A 17,503-nucleotide genomic window follows, 5' to 3' on the forward strand; every position below is an offset into this window, starting at 1 on the left:
GCGGTTATTGCAGTTGCGCTCCAGGTGGCCAACGCCTGAGCAGTTGGCTACGCCTGAAGCCTCACCGCCATAAAGCGGCGGTAAGGCTTCAGGCTAGGCTACCTGTCAGGCTAAAAGCGGCCACCCTCTGCAGCCTGTTTTAGTTGCGCTCCGCCGAGCAACGGGGGAGCAGCTAGCTACGCATAAGGACTCACCGGCAAAAAACGCCGGCAATGCCTTATGCTAGGCTATCTGTCCCCCTAAATGCGCTCGGCTCCGCAGCCTATACATTCAAGATCCACATAAACCCGACAAAGACGAAGAACAGGCCGTACATGATTGGCGAGACTTCTTTGCCGCGTTTGGCGGCGAGCATGGTGATGGGATAAATGATAAAGCCCAGGGCGATGCCGTCGGAGATACTATAGGTCAGGGGCATGCCAATCAGAATCAAGAAACTCGGAATGGCGATTTCAAGCTGTGACCAGTTGATTTGGCGCAGCGATTGCGCCATCAGCACGCCGACAATGATCAACGCGGGCGCCGTGACTTGATCCGTGACCACTGCGAGCAGCGGTGAGAAGACCAGGCCAACAATGAATAAAATCCCTGTGGTGACCGCGGTTAACCCACTGCGGCCGCCGACTGCGATGCCGGCACTGGATTCAACATAGGCCCCCACTGGCGAGGTCCCTAAAATTGAGCCCGCGAGCATGGCTGTGGAGTCAGAGGCTAAGGCCTTGCCGACCCGCGGCATTTTGTTGTCCTTCATAAAACCAGCCTGGTTGGCCAAGCCAACCAACGTCCCAGCTGTATCAAAGAACGTCACCAAGAGGAAAGTCAGCACCACGACTGCGAGTTGCAAGGTGTTGATGTCGCCAACATGGGCAATCGCCACGCCAAAGGTTGGCTTCAGGCTTGGCGCCGGGGCAATTAACGCGCTTGGCAGCTGAATCAACTTGGTCGCTAAGCCTAGCACCGTCGTCAGCACCATGCCAATGAAAATCGCCCCTGGCACTTTTTTGACCATTAGGATGGCCGTTACGACTAGGCCGAAAATCGTCAACCAAGTGGTCGCCGTAGAAAGTGAGCCCAGCCCGACCAAGGTGGACTTGTTGGCTGTGATCAAGCCGCCGTTGCTCAAACCCAAGAAGGCAATGAACAAGCCAATCCCACCAGAAATGGCATACTTCAGGTCAGCCGGAATGGCGTCAATAATCATTTCCCGCAACTTGAAAATCGTAATCAGGATAAAAATCAACGACGCCACGAACACGCCGGCCAGTGCCGTCTGCCATGGTATCTTCATGCCGATCACCACGGAGTAAGCGAAAAAGGCATTGATGCCCAAAGCCGGCGCGGTGGCAATCGGGTACTTCGCCAAAATCCCCATCAACAAACAGCCCAGCGCCGAGGCCAAAGCGGTGGCGGTGAAGACCGCGCCTTTATCCATCCCGGCTGCCCCCAGCACAGAAGGATTAACGAACAAGATGTAAGCCATTGAGATGAAGGTGGTAAAGCCTGCCAACAATTCACGGCGGACCGTGGTGCCTAACCGCTCGATTTCAAAATACGACAATAATTTCTGTTTCACGTTGAATACCCTCTATTTTCCTGATTTAGCACCTAACAATCGTATAATATTCGTAGTTAAATGTAAATAGAGATAATTGGGGCAATTATTGTTCGTGTTTTTAATGAAAACGACACCAAAACGCGGCCGGCAGCGCTTGCTGACGATTCAGTTTTCGCCACCCTGCCATATTTGCTGTAAACTAGCTTTTACCTAGGAGGTGCATCATGACCACAGACAAACTCGACGAATTATGGGACGCTTATAACCGCCAAGGTCAGATCATTGGGGTCCAGCGGCGCGGTGATGTAATACCACCGGCGACTTATCATCTGACCGTCGCCATTCTGATCTTCGTCGGCCCAAACCAGCTGTTGCTCCAGCTTCGTAGCCACCAAAAGCTCAACCAGCCCGACACTTGGGACGTGGCTGCCGGCGGTTCGGCCTTGCGCGGGGAAACCGCTGCGCAGGCCGCAAGTCGGGAGCTGCATGAAGAACTCGGCCTTGAGCATGCCTTCACCAAGCCGCTGACGACCGTGTGGCATGAGACCTGGTTTGAAACGATTTTCGCGCTCAATCTCCCCCAGCTGACGCTCGAATCACTCCGGCTGCAAGCCAGTGAAGTCAGCCGCGTCAAAATCCTTAGCATTGAGGCGGCGAGCGCCTTACTCCAAAACAGCAGTACTGACTGGGGCACCATCATCGCTCAAGCCCAAACAAAAATCGGCTGATGCCAACTCTTACGAGGGGCATCAGCCAATTTTTTGAATCAATTAGCCTTCAACACGTGAAATCAGCACGTTGTTGGTGGAGCCAGCTTCGTACAACGGCAAGCCAAGGACGATCACAATCACGTCGCCTGCTTCAACCACGCCTTCGTGAATCAGGCGCTTTTCAGCTTCGGCAATCAGTGATTCGTATGCATCGCCCTTAGGCAGCACCATTGGGGTCACGCCCCATGACAGCAGTAAGCTGGAGGCGGTGCGTTCCGTGTAAGTCAGGGCAATGATTGGGGCGCTTGGCTTCAACCGGGAAATCTGCCGTGCGGTGTAGCCACTAGCGGTCAAGGCAATGATGGCCTTGGCACTCACACGTTCCGCCGCCGTAACCGCCGCAATCGCGGTGGTGGTGGTGATGGAGCCTGAAGTCTTCAGTTCTTCAAGCACCGGTGAGTGTTCTGGCAACATCTTGTCGGCGCGTTCGTCAATCACCGCCATGGTGTGCACAGATTCAACTGGGTAGTCCCCGTTGGCAGATTCGCCAGAGAGCATGGTGGCATCGGTGCCTTGCAACACGGCGAAGGTCACGTCAGTTACTTCGGCCCGCGTTGGGCGTGGGTTTTCCTGCATGGAATCCAGCATCTGCGTCGCAGTGATGACCGGCTTGCCGACCAAGTTACACTTGCGAATCAGCATTTGTTCAACGGCTGGCACTTCTTCATAAGGAATTTCGATTCCCATGTCGCCACGGGCCACCATGATGCCGTCAGCTTCAGCCAAAATGGCATCGGTGTTGTCAATGCCTTCTTGTGATTCAATCTTTGGAATCACGAGCACATCTTCGCCGCCAACTTCAGCCAGCACGTCGCGGATTTCCTTGACGTCACTTGGCTTGCGCACAAAAGAGGCAGCGATGAAGTTGATGCCTTGCTTAACGCCAAAACGAATGTCGTCTTTATCGCGTTCGGTGATGCCCTTCAGCTTCAGGGAAACACCTGGGGAGTTCACGCCTTTTTTCGAGCCCAAGGTCGCCGGGTTTTGGACTTCCAGCACCAAAGCATGGCGCTTTTCGTCTTTTTCGATGATCTTGGTGTCCAAGAGCCCATCGTCAAACAGCACATGATGACCCACATTCACGTCGTCGTACAAACCGCCATAAGTAATATCCACAGCCTCTTTGGTCGTGTTCTTACCGGTGTTCATGGTCAAAAGGAACTTATCGCCGGTGTCAAAGTCAATCTTGCCATCGTTGTCGATTTCCGTGGTGCGGATTTCGGCGCCTTTGGTATCAAGCATTAAGCCCACTTTAACCCCAGTATCCTTCATCGCCTGCTTCACCAGGTTCATCCGGCCCAGCTGTTCCTCATGATCCCCATGAGAAAAGTTGAACCGGAAGATGTTCGCCCCAGCGTGAATCAATGCGGTGATCTTTTCCAAATCATTCGATGCCGGCCCTAAAGTCGACACGATCTTAGTCTTGCGCATGTTTTTCCTCCATATGATGCGGCACCCAGGCCGCTGACTGGCGTGATAGTCTCACACCTTCCATTGTAAAAAATTTCAGGCCAATATACAAACGCTTTCTTGTCCCTCTGCTGGAGGCCGCGTCAAAGATTACGGTCGTGAGATTCACGTCCAATCCTTCAGCAGCGAGCCGGGCCAAGGGACAATAGTTGAACGCCAGTGGACCGGCCAGCTTTTCCAATTTAGTTGAAAACGTTAACTAGTCCTATCATTACTATCAAATTTTACCATAAACGAATCACTTATATGCCAATAAACGAGTCGTAGTGATTGAATAAGCTGCCTGATTCTGGTATTTATAGGGTGGCGAATGGAGGTCAGTATTTCTACTTTTTCTAAACGAAATTATTAGTTTATGAAATATTCGTAGGCACGAATTCTGATATCCTCAGGGCGAGAGGTAATCGCGCGCCAAGTAACAGCGGACCGAACCATACAAAGGAGGGGGTAGCATGAAAAGAATAATGTTCAGTCTTGTCATCTTGATGGCCGGCTTATTGACGCTACTGATTCCGGCTGACCCAGTCTCAGCGGCCACTGCCAGTGTCACCATTAACAAACGCGTCAGCGTACCAACCACTGGCACCACTCAACAAACTGCCCCGCTCGCCGGCGCCCAATACCGTCTGACCCGCATTGTCGCCACCACCCCTGGAATCGCAATTAATCCAGCGCAACCGGTCACCTACCGTGAACCAGAGGCCCAGCAGTTGAGCGTCGTTTTAACCACCGGCAGCACCGGTACAGCCACTTACGCCGAAGCCGACCTGCGCTTTGGCATTTACCTGCTGGCAGAACAGCCCAGTGCCCAAATCACGACCCCAGCCGCACCAGTGGTATTTGCCCTAACCGCAGCTGCGCCTGCTTTTACCTATGCGCCCAAATCCGGCCTCACAGACTTCACCAATAGCGGTAAGCACCAGCCGGCCCAGGCCATATCTGAATCAAAAATTATGCAAACCGGCGGCCAACTTGCAGCGTTCCCCTGCCACCACTATCCCGGCCAGTGAAGCCGCCGCCCATCAGGCGAATTTGGCGCACAGTGAGGCCGTGTCCGGCCACCACCGCAGTCAAATTGCCGAAGCCGACCTGACCACCTTGCTCAATGCGCGCCTGCAAACCCAGCGGTTGGTGGCGACCGCCGGCGTAAGCCGCGTGGCGATTCCCAAGGTGGGCATCAGCCTGCCGATTTTCAACCAGATTAACGACAGCACCCTCAGCCTCGGCACAGTATTGTACTTCCCCGAACGCAAGCTGGGCCAAGGTAACACCGTGCTCGCGTCTCATCACTACCTCGGTAGCGAAGGGCTACTTAATGCCCTGAACCAGGTGAAAAAAGGCGACGAGATCTTGGTGTCCGACCTAACCACTGTATGGAGGTACCAAGTTGCTGCCAATCAAGTGGTGAAACAAGACCAGGTCAGCGTCCTAGCCAATACCAGCGATGCGCGGGTGACGCTCATTCGCTGCGAAGGCCCCCGCGGCACCGACTATCGCCGCGTGGTCACCGGCCTACTCACCCGTCGCACTAGCTTAACCGCTAAACCAGCCAAAAGCCTTGGCATCACCTTTAGCAATCCTCCCGCCAAAGACCACGGACCGCTTGCCTTCGTGGCCGCAGCCATTGGGGGCACCATGAGCCGCCACCGGCTAGACGGCTGGCTGTGGCTGCTGCTGGCGATTAATCTGACAGTGCTGCTGGCCTGCGGCGCCGGTTACGTCCTGGCAGACGACCACCCCCACAAGCAGTCGCGCGCTGAACGCTAGTCGTAACAGCGTCAGTAACCTTTTAGCCGCAATCAGCGACGTCTTCGCGCTCCTGCGCAGGCGCCGATTTTTCATGTTCAAATCACCGCTCTTTCTCTACTTCGCCTTCCTCCTCAAGAGCAAAGGGTCCCCTGCTTATAGTTCATCTCCTTGCTCAGTTTTGCAATTAGCACGAGCATTGTTCACAGTTTAGCGACTAGAAAGGGTGCACGTTGCCCACTCATGTCACTTCCTGGCTGCTACTGTAATATAGCCGGTGGCGTGGGTAGTGGGCGGAGCCTGGGGCGGGCGGCCAGCAGTGAAACGATGATGACTAGTCAGACTGCGGGTTTCAGGCTGACCAGTCATCATCGCGGCAATTTTAGCGACTCAAGCGAGCAAAGCGAGCAGGCACTAAAATTAGGCCCGAGACCGTACTGTGGCTCGGACCGGCCGCACAGCAGGCCGCGCACCCCAAGCGGAGCCCACCGCCCACGCCACCGGCGGCCCGGGCCAAATCTGTTGACAGCAGCATTAGGTATCCTTTAAACTAGTAATAACGGATAACTAATTCAAAAAATTCGGTTGGGCGGTGCTCAAGAAAGCTTTCTCGGGGAGGAAAGCGATTCTTGGGTGCGGCCTTTTCTTATTGGAGGAAAACCTATGACCCCCTACAACGAACACAAAGCAGACGTCCTATCCCGCCTCGCCACCAGCCGGCAAAGCGGCCTCACCAGTGAAGAAGTACAGACCCGGCTCACCCAGCATGGCCCCAACGCCTTGGCCGCCAGCAAGCCCCTACCAGCCTGGCGCCAATTTTTGGCCACCTTGAAAGAACCCTTGGTGATTATTTTATTCATCGCCGTGCTATTGGCCTGGGCCAGCGCCGGCTATGACTTCTTCGTGCGCCACGACCCCAGCCATGGTATGGCGGCAGTGTATGAAAGCATTGCGATTCTGCTGCTGATTTTCGTTAATGCCGGCCTCTCCTTCTGGCAAGCCAAAAGCGCACAAAAATCCCTGGACGCCCTGAAGGTGATGGCGGATCACCACGCCAAGGTCCTGCGCGATGGCGACTGGCTGACGGTGCCAGCCACCGAGCTGGTGCCCGGTGATATTGTCAGTGTCAAAACCGGCGACTTCATCGAAGCCGACGTTCGCTGGCTCCATGTCGCCGAGCTACAAACCAACGAAGCCCACCTCACCGGCGAAGCGGAACCTGTGCAAAAACAAACCCACGCATTGGGCGCTGACGTGCAAATCGGTGACCGCACCAACATGGGCTTTTCTGGTGCGACAGTGACGCATGGTAACGGCCTCGGGGTGGTGGTGGCCACCGGCATGCAAACCGAGCTGGGCAAAATCGCCACCTTGCTGGATCAAGTTAAGGACAAAAAGACCCCCATTGAACGCACCATTGCGCGCCTGACCACCAAACTGATGATGGTGGCGATGGTGATTGTGGCGTTCACGTTGCTGGTGGAGCTCTTTAAAGCCTATCAGCAAACTGGCAGTCTCTCCTTCGCTGCGCTGGCCGAATCCCTCTCTACGGCGATTGCCTTGGCGGTGGCCGCGATTCCCGATGCGCTACCGGCGGTGCTGTCGATTGTGCTCACGATTGGGGCCACGATGCTGGCCAAAAACAACGGTCTGATCAAGTCCCTGAACAGTGTGGAAACCCTAGGGGCCACCAGCTACATTGCCTCAGATAAAACTGGTACCTTGACCAAAAATGAAATGACTGTCACCCGGTTTTATGCCAATGGCGCCAGTTATGTGGTGGAAGGCGACGGCTATGAACCAGTAGGCGAAATCATCCCTGATGACGAAGCCGACACCCCCGGCTTTTCGCGCTTCATGATGGCCGCTGTCCTGAATAACGAAGCGGCGATTCAAACCGACGACGAAGGCCGCAGCCGCCCGTATGGCAACCCCACCGACGTAGCGCTGGTAGTGATGGGCCACAAATTTGGTATCGATCGCGATACGATATTGAGCAAAGACCAGGCGCTGGACATCGACATCATTCGCGAACTGCCGTTTGACAGCGACCGTAAAATGATGAGTGTCGTCATTAAAGATGGCGACCAGTATCAGGTGCTGACTAAAGGTGCGCCAGACGTGATTTTAGCCAAAACTGATGCCATTCTGGACCACGACCAACTCGTGACATTGCCAGCTGGTCAAACTGCGGTAGAAGCGCAGGTCAACCGCTTTGCCGAACAGGCGCTGCGGACGCTGGCGGTGACGTTGCGCGACATCGACGAGGACCTGGCGTTGCATGGTAGCACCGCTGAGCTTGAGCAGCACCTGACCTTACTAGGCATTGCCGGCATCATTGACCCGCCGCGGCCGGAAGTGCGCCAAAGTGTGACCACCTTGCACCAAGCCGGTATTCAGGTCGTGATGATCACCGGCGATCACGCAGTCACCGCCCGTGCGATTGCCTTAAAGCTGGGCATTGTCACCGACCCTAGCGCCCGGGTGGTGGAAGGCAAGCAGCTGGAAGCCATGACCGATGACGATTTGTTCCGGCTCGCGCCAAGCATCCGCGTATACGCCCGGGTGTCGCCGGAACACAAGCAGCGCATCGTGCGCGCCTTGCAGCGGCATGGTGAAACCGTGGCGATGACTGGCGATGGCATCAATGACGCGCCAGCCTTACGCGCAGCCGATATTGGCATTGCCATGGGCATCAACGGCACCGAAGTCACCAAAGACGCCGCAGATCTGATTTTACTGGATGACAAATTCACCACCATTGAGCGCAGCGTCCGCGCCGGCCGCACCATTTTTGGCAACATCAAAAACTTTATGCGCCACGAGCTCACCACCAACGTCGCCGAAGTGTTGGCACTGCTGTTCGGGGTGCTGCTGATGACGCAACCAGTCGGGCAAGTGGCGGCCACCACACCGACGTTAACGGCGCTGATGGTGCTGTGGGTGAACATGATTTCCGATGCCTTGCCGAGCTTTGCCCTTGGCTATGATGTGCCGGAAGCCGACCTGATGAGCCAGCCGCCACGTAATGTGAAACAATCTATTTTACATGGCATGCTGGGCCGCATTTTCCTGCGCGGCATTGTGATGGGCGGCCTGGTCTATGTCGCCTTCATCTGGGCCGCCAGTCAAGGCATGAGCGGCGCCGAAGCGCAAACCCTCGCCTTTTTGACCCTGGTGTTTGGCCAGTTGTGGCATGTGTTTGACGCCCGCAGCACCCGCACCCTGTTCGCTCGCAATCCGTTTGAAAACCATCAGCTACTCCTGGCCGTGGCGTTCGCGGCGGCAGCTTCACTGCTCGTCACCATCATGCCGTTCTTCAACGAAGTGATGGGAACCGCGCCACTTTCCAGCACGCTGTACGCCGCAGTGGTGTTCATTCCGGCCCTGCCGACCTTCATTTTGTCCGGCATTAAAGAACTGTGGCTGCGCTGGCATCGCCCGCCGGTGGCCCCAGAGCGTCAGGCCGTACCGGAGCATGATTAAAGATTGTTTTTTCAGGCCAGATTGCCTACAATCGGGGTAACAATATCGAGGTGAGCCAGTTGAATGTTTATCATGCGCTGAAAATGATTCAGATCGAGCACCAGCCCCTCAATCATCGCCAGGTCGTGATCACCGATGAAAACGGCAAGCCGCTTTCGCAGCTGACCGATCTGCTCAGTGATTGTCTCAGTAAAATCGACCTATTCGTTGATTTGGCCAGCACCGACACCGCCAGCGATGTCATCGATGACCTGCATTTGCTGACGCCCTTGCCGAATGACGTGCTGGACGAATACCAAAAAGTCCTCGATCAGCCGATTCAGGCGATTAACGTCGCTTTGCACAAGGCCTTAGTCGAGCTGGTATATTTGCCGCTGATGTAACCCTTGGCAAACGAAAGACCCGTTCACGGCAAGTGAGCGGGTCTTTTTGCCAGCGCGGCGATAGACTTAGCCCGCCTGGCAAGTGATGCTACTCGAATGAAGCAGCCTTCATTCGTGGCTGGAGCTTACAACACGCCGATAAAAGCGTCAAATTAGTAATCGTATTATCAATTTTTCGATAGCACAGTCGCCTGCGCGCTGAGGCGTTCAATTTGGAGGGGTCTCACTTGGCAAAACAATCACCACCCACTATCACGTTAATTCTGCTGTTGACCGCTGGTTTTTTGCTGCCGCAGCTTGGACTGTCCGCCTTGGCCATGGGTTGGTTCGCGCTCCTACTGCCGCTGCTCGGCTTTTTGTGCCTGCGCCTGGCCGCCCGCCAGCCACTCGCGCCGCAGTACCATCGGCTCGTGGTGTGGGGCCAACCGTTAGCCGCCGTCATGGCCCTGTTAATTTTGAGCAAACTTATTCAAGGCTAGAAAGAAGTATTCTTGTGAAAATTAAACCCTTAACCCCGGCGGATTTTGCCGCCAGTTTAACTCTGATTACCACTGCCTTCGCCACCGCGCCGCATACCGATGGCAATGAGGCCAACCTGGTGGCGGCCCTGCGGCAAAGCCCGGACTATCATGCAGACTATGACGTCGGTGCCTTCACTGACGATGGCGCCTTGATTGGCCACGCCTTGCTCTCCAAGGCCACCATCCAAAACGTCACGCAGGCTTGGCCAATCTTTGTGCTCGCCCCGCTGGCCGTCTTGCCTGCGTACCAAAGTCAAGGCGTCGGCGGTGCGCTGATCACGTACCTGGAGATGCAAGCAGGGGAAGATGCCCGGCGTGCCATCTCAATTCTCGGCGATCCTGCTTATTATGGCCGCTTCGGCTACCAACCAGCGGCCAATTTCAACGTGCAGGCGCCGTTTGAAGTGGAATCCAAATACTTTCTCCTCCGGCCGATTGTTGAGGGCGGGTTAACTGGCGTCAGCGGCACCTTGCATTACGATCCGGCGTTCGGTCTGACTTAATTTACAGAAAACCGGGGTCAATACCGGAGCAAAACTTTCATCAGGCCCGCGAACGTGGTAACTTAAACCTTATAGTTTCATTTGGAGGTTATCATGAAAGACCAAGAACCAAAGCCAGCCACTGCGCCGGTTAATTTACCCCACCACATGACCATTCACTGGCACCGTTTTGCCAAAGGGGAAGCCCTGCCTGTCACCCAGGTACGCCTGACCGAGCGGGCCACCATTGTTGGCCGCGTGGGGCTGATGATGCTGGCCTGCGGCACTGGGGCGTGGCGGGTGCGCGAGGCCATGAACACCATTGCCCGCGCCTTGGGGCTAACTTGCAGCGCCGACGTCGGCCTCATCACGCTGGAATACACCTGTTTTGAAAATGGCCGCCATTATTCCCAGACGCTAGCCTTGCCCAGCAGCGGTGTCAACACCGACCGCCTGCACGCCATGGAAGTCTTCGTCAACCATTTCGAGGAAGACTGCACGGACTTAACTGTGCATGAAGTGCATGAGCGCCTGGATGCGATTCAGCGCCGCTCCGGCAACTTCTCACCGCTGCAGGTGGGCCTGGCGTCGGCACTGGCCTGCGCGGCCTTCGTCTTTCTGCTGGGCGGCGGCCCGATTGAAATGCTCTGTGCCTTTTTCGGTGCTGGGGTCGGCAATTACACCCGGCGGAAAATGATTGACCGCCACATCACGCTGGTGGCGCATGTTGCCGTCAGTGTGGCGGCGGCGTGCCTCACCTATTTTGCCGTTTTCAAGCTCCTAGAAATGAGTTTTCACATTGCGGCAGCGCATGAAGCAGGCTATATCGGCGCGATGCTGTTCGTCATCCCCGGTTTCCCCTTCATCACTTCTGGTCTGGATATGGCCAAGCTCGACATGCGCTCTGGGTTAGAACGCGGCACCTTCGCCATTTTGACCATTGTGGTCGCCACCCTCACCGGTTGGGTGGTGGCGATGCTGGTGCAATTCCATCCGGAAAACTTTCTGCCGCTGGGCCTGTCGTTTTGGCCGCTGCTGGGGCTGCGGATTATCGCCAGCTTCTGCGGGGTGTTCGGCTTCTCGATTATGTTCAACAGTCCCGTGCCCATGGCCACGATGGCTGGGCTGATTGGGGCGCTCGCCAACACACTGCGCCTGACGCTGTCCAGTAGCGCCGGCCTGCCGCCTGCTGCCGCGGCATTTCTCGGCGCGCTGCTCGCCGGGCTACTGGCTTCGCTGGCCAACCGGCGCGACGGCTACCCGCGGATTTCGCTAACCGTCCCTGCCATTGTCATCATGGTGCCAGGGCTTTACATGTATCGTGCCATGTTCAACCTCGGTTTGAGCAATGTTGACGTCGGCGGCAGCTGGCTGATTCAAGCGGCAATGATGGTTGTTGCTTTACCACTGGGGCTCGCCATGGCGCGGATCATCACTGACCCCACCTGGCGGCATGCGGATTAACCTTGGAATCGAAAACTCGCTCTGACCGCGGTCAGAGCGAGTTTTTTTGAGTTAGGCTTCTGCCCGCAAAATCTGTAGCGTATGCGCTAGCCCTGTTGCCATATCGAACTGGGCATGCCAGCCCAGCGCTTGCAACTTACTTGGATCCAGTAATGCTTTCGTGGCTTTACTGAACCCGGCCTGCTCCACGGCGTCTGGCAGTTCAAACACCACCTGATTGCCGGATTCTTTGGCAATCATTGCCGCTACGTCTTTCAGCATCACATTCGAGGCCTGATCCGCAATGTTATACGCCTCGCCATTGACCCCGGCCAGCAGTACCATCAACAGGCCCGACACGGCATCGGCGACGTACGTATAGGAATAATGCTGGGTGCCAGCACTTTTCAGCACGATATCCTCACGCGCCACGCCATTGCGGATGAACTGGGTCATCGCCTTGGTGTCACTGCGCGCCAGCGTTGGCCCGTAGCTGCGGGTCAGCCGCGGAATCACAACATCCAGTCCTTTTTGCCGCTTGTAGGCCTGGCACAAGGCCTCGCCGGCGCGTTTGCTTTCCGGATAGCCGGCACGCAAGGTGTTGGAGTCAATGTAGCCGCAGTAATCTTCCTTGAACAGCTCTACATCCCCGCGGTTTTCGCCGTAAATCTCATTGGAAGAGGCAAACGCGAACCGCTGGGCGTGATGCTCCACGGCGAATTCAAGTAGGTTTTGCGTGCCGATGATATTGGCGGTAATCGTGCCAATCGGGTCATTGGCATATGCCACCGGATGCGTGTTGCTGGCCAGATGGAGCACAAAATCCACGTTGGCGATGGCCTCGTCGGTCATGGGTAAATTGACATCATGGCTGACAAACGTGAAATGCTTATCATCCCAATAGTCATTAAACCGCGCCTTGGCATGCGCTTCACTGCGCCCTAGGGCGATAATGTGACAGTCGCGCTGTTGGGTGTGATTTTGCTGCATCAACACATCAATCAGAAAACTCCCAATTAACCCGCTGGCGCCGGTAATCAAAATCGTCTTACCTTGGAGCTTGTCCCAAGGTAAAGCCAAGGCCGCAGTTGCGGCGACGTCTTGTTGGTATAATGCTGATTTCATGCTGCACCTCCGAGTTTTATCATACCTTGAACGGCCGCCAAACGCTAGGTCACAGTCGAAGCCCGGGCCGGCCAGCCTCCGCAGTAAGGGGCTTTGCAGGTAGGCCGAGACCGGTCTTTGAATCGCCCTGGGAGCACAGCAGACCCAGTATCCAAGCGGAGCCCGCCGGCAGTGCCACGGCCCGCCTTTACATCCCTAGCGCTTCGTGCTTGAATGGAGGCGTATTCATTTTGAAACGCGTCTTGAAGGCGCAGGAGGCAGAACCATGACAGTTTTTCCAAAAGGATTTCTTTGGGGCGGCGCAATTGCCGCTAATCAGGCAGAAGGGGCCTGGCAAGCGGATGGCAAAGGGCCATCACTGGTGGATGTGACTGAGCATGGCATTGGTAAAAGCGAACATGATGACGCGGTATTACCTGGGAAATACTATCCCAACCACGAGGCCATCGATTTTTACCACAAGTATCACGAAGACTTACAGGCAATGAGTGAAATGGGCTTCAACTGTTTCCGCACCTCTATCGCCTGGAGCCGGCTGTACCCCACTGGTGAGGAAACCACACCCAACGAAGCTGGCTTGCGGTACTATGACGACCTGTTCGCCACCATGAAGAAGCTTGGGATGGAGCCGGTGGTCACCATTTCCCACTATGAAACGCCGCTTGCTCTGCATGACAAGTATGGCGGCTGGACCGACCGCCACCTGATCGACTTGTATGAGCGGTTCTGCCGCACCATTTTCACCCGCTACGGTAACGTCGTGCATTACTGGATGACATTCAACGAAATGAACAACACCCACACCATTCCTTACGCGGCTGCGGCGATTGATTTGACTGGCGACACCGACCACCGCACCCAGCAGATTTATCAAGCTGAGCACAACATGTATGTGGCCAACGCCAAAGCGGTCAAGTTGGCGCGCGAACTGATGCCTGACGCCCACATGGGGATCATGCTTTCGCTTAGCCAGGCCGCCGTTTATCCGGCCACTTGCGCGCCAGAAGATGTCTTCGGCGCGATGCAGATGCAGCGGCGCACCTTCATCTCTGCCGATGTTCAGCTGCGTGGCGCCTATCCGGCCTACGCCAAGCGCATTTTTGCCGAGCATCATTTTGAACTGGAGATGGGTCCGGACGACCTGCAGCTGATTCACGACTACCCATCCGAATTCTTAGGCTTCTCTTACTACCGCTCTTCCACCTACGCCGCCGGCACGCCGCTGTATGGCGATACTGGCGGTGCAGTAGGCAAGCCGAACCCTTATCTGAAAGCCACCGATTGGGGCTGGCAGATCGATCCGCTGGGCCTGCGCTGGATGTGCAACCTGGTGCAGGATCGGTACAACTGCCCGATGTTCATTGTTGAAAATGGACTCGGCATGAAGGATACCGTCAGCGCTGACGGCAGCATTCACGACCCGGCCCGCAGCGAATATCTCAAAGCCCATGTTCAGGCCATCGGCGAGGCCATCAAGGACGGCTGCAACGTCATGGGCTACACCTGGTGGGGCCCGATTGACATTGTGTCCGCTGGCACTGGCCAGATGAGCAAGCGCTATGGCTTCGTCTACGTGGACAAAGACGACGAAGGCCATGGCACCTTGGCCCGCAGCAAGAAAGACAGCTTCGAGACCTATCGCCAGATTATTGCTTCTAACGGCGAAAATGTCTTCACTGACTAATCGTAGGAAGGGGCTATGACGTACCCCCTTTAAGAAAGGACCGAGACTCGGAAATCACGAAGATTTCTTGCCCCGGTCCTTTTAGTTTGATTGAGAGCCAAGGAAGCGAACAGCCGCTTCGTCACCTTCTCAAGTTCATTGGCGTCGAGCGTTTCGCCCGCTTGCAGGCGCAGCAGCAGCTCGGCAATGCGGTAGTTACTGTTCATCCTGATGCTCCACTCGATTACTCGACCTTGGCCCCATTCTCTTCCATTTTGACGCGAATCGCCTGAAGCATGACCATGTCATCCTCATTCGAATCACCGGTGAACATCTTTTCCTCCAAGCTGCTCATCGTCTCGGTAAACGGTTCACTATGACGATACTTTTTGTCGGGGTTCTTCGAGTTGTCAATCTGGTACGTCACCGCGTCAGCCGTCACCCCTTTCAGGAAAAACGGCATGACATAAATCTGATCCGTCGGCTTGGATCCTGGACTATAGATCTTGCTGCCATGATCAGCCAGAACGAAATTCCAGCTTGGCTCTTCCACAATTGATTCATAGGCGTAACGAAGGGAAAAACCGGACTGTTTGAGAAACGCCAACACGAAGAAATCATCGTCAGTGGGAATCACCGCTGCCGCACCACTGGCGTCGTGGCCTTCATCATCCAGAAAGCGTGACTTATCGCGATAAAAAATGGCGTGGTTCATCGGATCCAGCAGCACCGTGTGCAGCTTCTTGCCGATTTTCCGTTGGGCCAACGTGTAAAACGTCCCCGCGTCAGCAATGTACCAGTTGTTCCAGAGATTCAGCCCGGTTTGGCCGTTCATGGTGGTTTGTTTGGCGGCAACCCAGTTGGCTTGGCGGTATTTGTCGCCAGCAGTGAGGGTCGGCCCCCCGACACTGCCCCCGTTGCTGCTGGACAGGGCTTCTTGATCTTCTTTGGTGCGCACCTCGGGATCGTAAGTCAACTTGGTTTGCCCGTCGTTGTCCAGTCCGGTCAGTGTCACTGCGTTTTGCGCGAAGTTCATGATGGTGAGATTGCTGGCATTCGCCGCGTAACCATACCATTTGCCTTGCATCTTTTTTGGAATCGTCACCGCCTTAAAGTCCTTGGCATACTTGGGCTTAGATTCCTTCACTTTGACGATGCTTGACGATTTGGCTGCGCTACGACTGCTGGCACTCGCCTTGTTGCCGGTTCCAGCACCACTTTGCCCGCACGCCACAAGCCCCAAAGCTAGCGGCACAACCGCCAGCCATAACCTCATTTTTTTCATACCTTACTCCTTTGCCCCAGTGAATGTTTGACATCGCCACATAGCTTAGCATCTCAGTCGGACATAATGTGTCGCGCGCAGCAAAAAAGCCCGCACGCAGCGGGCAAAATCACAGCATTTAGTTGATGGTTACTTCGCGGTCGCCTTCCAGCAAAGCCTTGCCGGTGAAGGGATCATAGGTGATTTGGCCGCGAGCGTCGGCACCGTCATCGAAGTGCCCGCCGCGATATTCAATCACCAACACGCGCACGATGCGAATCGGGTCTTTCACGATGGCTTGATACAGCTTATCCGTGATTTCCCGGCGGTTGAATTCGGGCACCTGAATGCGTTCCATGATCGCCTGGCGGTTGTAGTAGATCTTCGGCGATTGGTTGATGTTGGCGTTCTTGTCGGCGTCGTGCAACTGATAGGCTTGCGTCACCTTGCTGGCAAGGGTTTGCTTCAGATACGCCGCTGTGGCTTTTGAGCCGACCGTGGCAATATCGTTCAACTCCTCTTCAAACAGCTTCGTCTTCACCGGTGCGGTCACCAAGGTCTCAAGCGCCGCCGCGGTAACATCCAAGTTCAACGTCTTGGTCGGCTTGACGACAGCCTGCTTGTCCGAATAGGTGGTCCAGAGGTGCTTGGACTTGTATTTGAACTGACCCAGCCGGAACTTACCGTTGTGCTTGGTGTACTTAATCGAGCCGTCGGTGTCGGCGGCTGGCGCGATGCGCAAAGTGGTGCCATCGTTGTAGTTGACGGCCACGATGTTGAACTGGCGCTTGATGGTCGCGGCGGTCATCGCCTTCTTCTTGGGCACGATGACGCCTTTGCGCGCCGTCAAGGTGAACTGACCGCTGTTGCCACCGGCGGTGATAGTGCCGCTCACGGCCTGCTTGCTGTGTTGGCTCACCGTGCCGGTGGCGCCTGCCACGACAAATTGATTTTTGCTTTGGTAGGTCACCGCTTGGCCGGCATCCAATTGCACGATGTTGTGCTTAATGGGATAAACCCGGCCATCCGCGAAGTATACCGCCTCATTTTGGGCGGTAAAATCGCTGCCGGTGGCAGTGGCGGTCACCGTCCAGGCCTGCCCTTCCAGCTTCGACTTGGCTGAGCGCGGCCACAGCATGTACCCCGCCGCTGCGACGATTGCGACCACAACCACGACCACCCACAGCCGCTTTGATTGCATCCATTTCATGATGAGTCCTCCTAAGTTATCTATACTTGACGCCTCCTTGAGGATACCAAACCGGTCGGACACCACATGACGCGTAATAAAAAAGCCCGGAAATTGCGGCAAAAATATGTTTGCGTATGGTCGCTTCAAGCATAGCACCAGGGAGACCAGGTGCCTTTTTGTTATTTAAAAAGGGACTAGACTATTAACACCAAAACTTCTAGACCCCACAAAAAGTCCCAGCTGACGCGTGAAAACGGCGCTACGATATTTAGAGTTGATAGGCAATTTGCCTGCTAACTCCTTTTTCTATACCATTTTTATATTCGAGTACACAAACGGGACATCACACAGTCCCTTTGTCACTCGTCCGACCAAAGAAAAGAGAAATGGAGTGTGCGTGATG

At 55.4% G+C, this 17,503-nt stretch carries 15 protein-coding genes; 9 read left to right on the forward strand and 6 right to left on the reverse strand.

The window, feature by feature from the left end:
- Nucleotides 1-262 precede the first annotated feature (262 nt).
- Nucleotides 263-1,573 (reverse strand): NCS2 family permease, encoded by a 1,311-nt coding sequence (locus EKM90_RS01855; protein WP_125579355.1) that lies wholly within the window; start codon nucleotides 1,571-1,573, stop codon nucleotides 263-265.
- Nucleotides 1,574-1,779: 206 nt separating this feature from the next.
- Between EKM90_RS01855 and EKM90_RS01860 the strand changes: the two genes are divergently transcribed.
- The gene (locus tag EKM90_RS01860; protein WP_125579356.1) at nucleotides 1,780-2,283 is read left to right on the forward strand and encodes an NUDIX domain-containing protein; all 504 of its coding nucleotides are present in this window, start codon (nucleotides 1,780-1,782) and stop codon (nucleotides 2,281-2,283) included.
- 42 nt (nucleotides 2,284-2,325) lie between these two features.
- On the opposite strand, the gene pyk is transcribed toward EKM90_RS01860, so the two are convergent.
- Nucleotides 2,326-3,756 carry a pyruvate kinase gene (gene pyk / locus EKM90_RS01865; RefSeq protein WP_125579357.1) on the reverse strand — a complete coding sequence of 477 codons (1,431 nt, stop codon included), beginning with the start codon at nucleotides 3,754-3,756 and terminating at the stop codon, nucleotides 2,326-2,328.
- A gap of 491 nt (nucleotides 3,757-4,247) precedes the next feature.
- Here pyk and EKM90_RS12715 point away from each other — a divergent pair, with 491 nt between their 5' ends.
- From EKM90_RS12715 to EKM90_RS01895, 7 genes are all read left to right on the forward strand, one after another.
- Nucleotides 4,248-4,805 carry a hypothetical protein gene (locus EKM90_RS12715; protein WP_164507812.1) on the forward strand — a complete coding sequence of 186 codons (558 nt, stop codon included), beginning with the start codon at nucleotides 4,248-4,250 and terminating at the stop codon, nucleotides 4,803-4,805.
- Entirely contained in the window at nucleotides 4,768-5,562 is a 795-nt protein-coding gene (locus EKM90_RS01870; RefSeq protein ID WP_164507813.1) for a class A sortase, read from the forward strand. The genes EKM90_RS12715 and EKM90_RS01870 overlap by 38 nt, the downstream gene beginning before the upstream one ends.
- A gap of 642 nt (nucleotides 5,563-6,204) precedes the next feature.
- Complete coding sequence (locus EKM90_RS01875) at nucleotides 6,205-9,027, forward strand: cation-translocating P-type ATPase (RefSeq protein WP_125579359.1); 2,823 nt, start codon at nucleotides 6,205-6,207, stop codon at nucleotides 9,025-9,027.
- Nucleotides 9,028-9,086: 59 nt separating this feature from the next.
- Nucleotides 9,087-9,410 (forward strand): hypothetical protein, encoded by a 324-nt coding sequence (locus EKM90_RS01880; protein WP_125579360.1) that lies wholly within the window; start codon nucleotides 9,087-9,089, stop codon nucleotides 9,408-9,410.
- A 227-nt stretch (nucleotides 9,411-9,637) separates the two neighbouring features.
- Nucleotides 9,638-9,889: a hypothetical protein gene (locus tag EKM90_RS01885; RefSeq protein ID WP_125579361.1), complete on the forward strand. Its 252-nt coding sequence runs from the start codon at nucleotides 9,638-9,640 to the stop codon at nucleotides 9,887-9,889.
- A 14-nt stretch (nucleotides 9,890-9,903) separates the two neighbouring features.
- Nucleotides 9,904-10,434 carry a GNAT family N-acetyltransferase gene (locus EKM90_RS01890; RefSeq protein ID WP_225422667.1) on the forward strand — a complete coding sequence of 177 codons (531 nt, stop codon included), beginning with the start codon at nucleotides 9,904-9,906 and terminating at the stop codon, nucleotides 10,432-10,434.
- A 93-nt stretch (nucleotides 10,435-10,527) separates the two neighbouring features.
- On the forward strand, nucleotides 10,528-11,877 hold the full coding sequence (locus EKM90_RS01895) for a threonine/serine exporter family protein (protein ID WP_125579362.1): 1,350 nt from the start codon (nucleotides 10,528-10,530) through the stop codon (nucleotides 11,875-11,877).
- Nucleotides 11,878-11,928: 51 nt separating this feature from the next.
- Here the strand turns inward: EKM90_RS01895 and EKM90_RS01900 are convergent, their stop codons facing one another.
- A complete protein-coding gene (locus EKM90_RS01900; protein WP_125579363.1) occupies nucleotides 11,929-12,981 on the reverse strand; it encodes an NAD-dependent epimerase/dehydratase family protein in 1,053 nt (350 codons plus the stop codon).
- 265 nt (nucleotides 12,982-13,246) lie between these two features.
- Here EKM90_RS01900 and EKM90_RS01905 point away from each other — a divergent pair, with 265 nt between their 5' ends.
- Nucleotides 13,247-14,665 (forward strand): glycoside hydrolase family 1 protein, encoded by a 1,419-nt coding sequence (locus EKM90_RS01905; RefSeq protein ID WP_125579364.1) that lies wholly within the window; start codon nucleotides 13,247-13,249, stop codon nucleotides 14,663-14,665.
- A gap of 29 nt (nucleotides 14,666-14,694) precedes the next feature.
- On the opposite strand, the gene EKM90_RS12720 is transcribed toward EKM90_RS01905, so the two are convergent.
- From EKM90_RS12720 to EKM90_RS01915, 3 genes are all read right to left on the reverse strand, one after another.
- Nucleotides 14,695-14,871 carry a hypothetical protein gene (locus tag EKM90_RS12720; RefSeq protein WP_164507814.1) on the reverse strand — a complete coding sequence of 59 codons (177 nt, stop codon included), beginning with the start codon at nucleotides 14,869-14,871 and terminating at the stop codon, nucleotides 14,695-14,697.
- A gap of 17 nt (nucleotides 14,872-14,888) precedes the next feature.
- Nucleotides 14,889-15,929, reverse strand: a complete 1,041-nt coding sequence (locus EKM90_RS01910) for an LptM family lipoprotein (protein ID WP_125579365.1) — start codon at nucleotides 15,927-15,929, stop codon at nucleotides 14,889-14,891.
- Between the two features lie 118 nt (nucleotides 15,930-16,047).
- On the reverse strand, nucleotides 16,048-17,118 hold the full coding sequence (locus EKM90_RS01915; RefSeq protein WP_125579366.1) for a hypothetical protein: 1,071 nt from the start codon (nucleotides 17,116-17,118) through the stop codon (nucleotides 16,048-16,050).
- Nucleotides 17,119-17,503: the final 385 nt, after the last annotated feature.

It is taken from the genome of Lacticaseibacillus suibinensis, assembly GCF_003946175.1.
GTDB classification, from domain to species: domain Bacteria; phylum Bacillota; class Bacilli; order Lactobacillales; family Lactobacillaceae; genus Lacticaseibacillus; species Lacticaseibacillus suibinensis.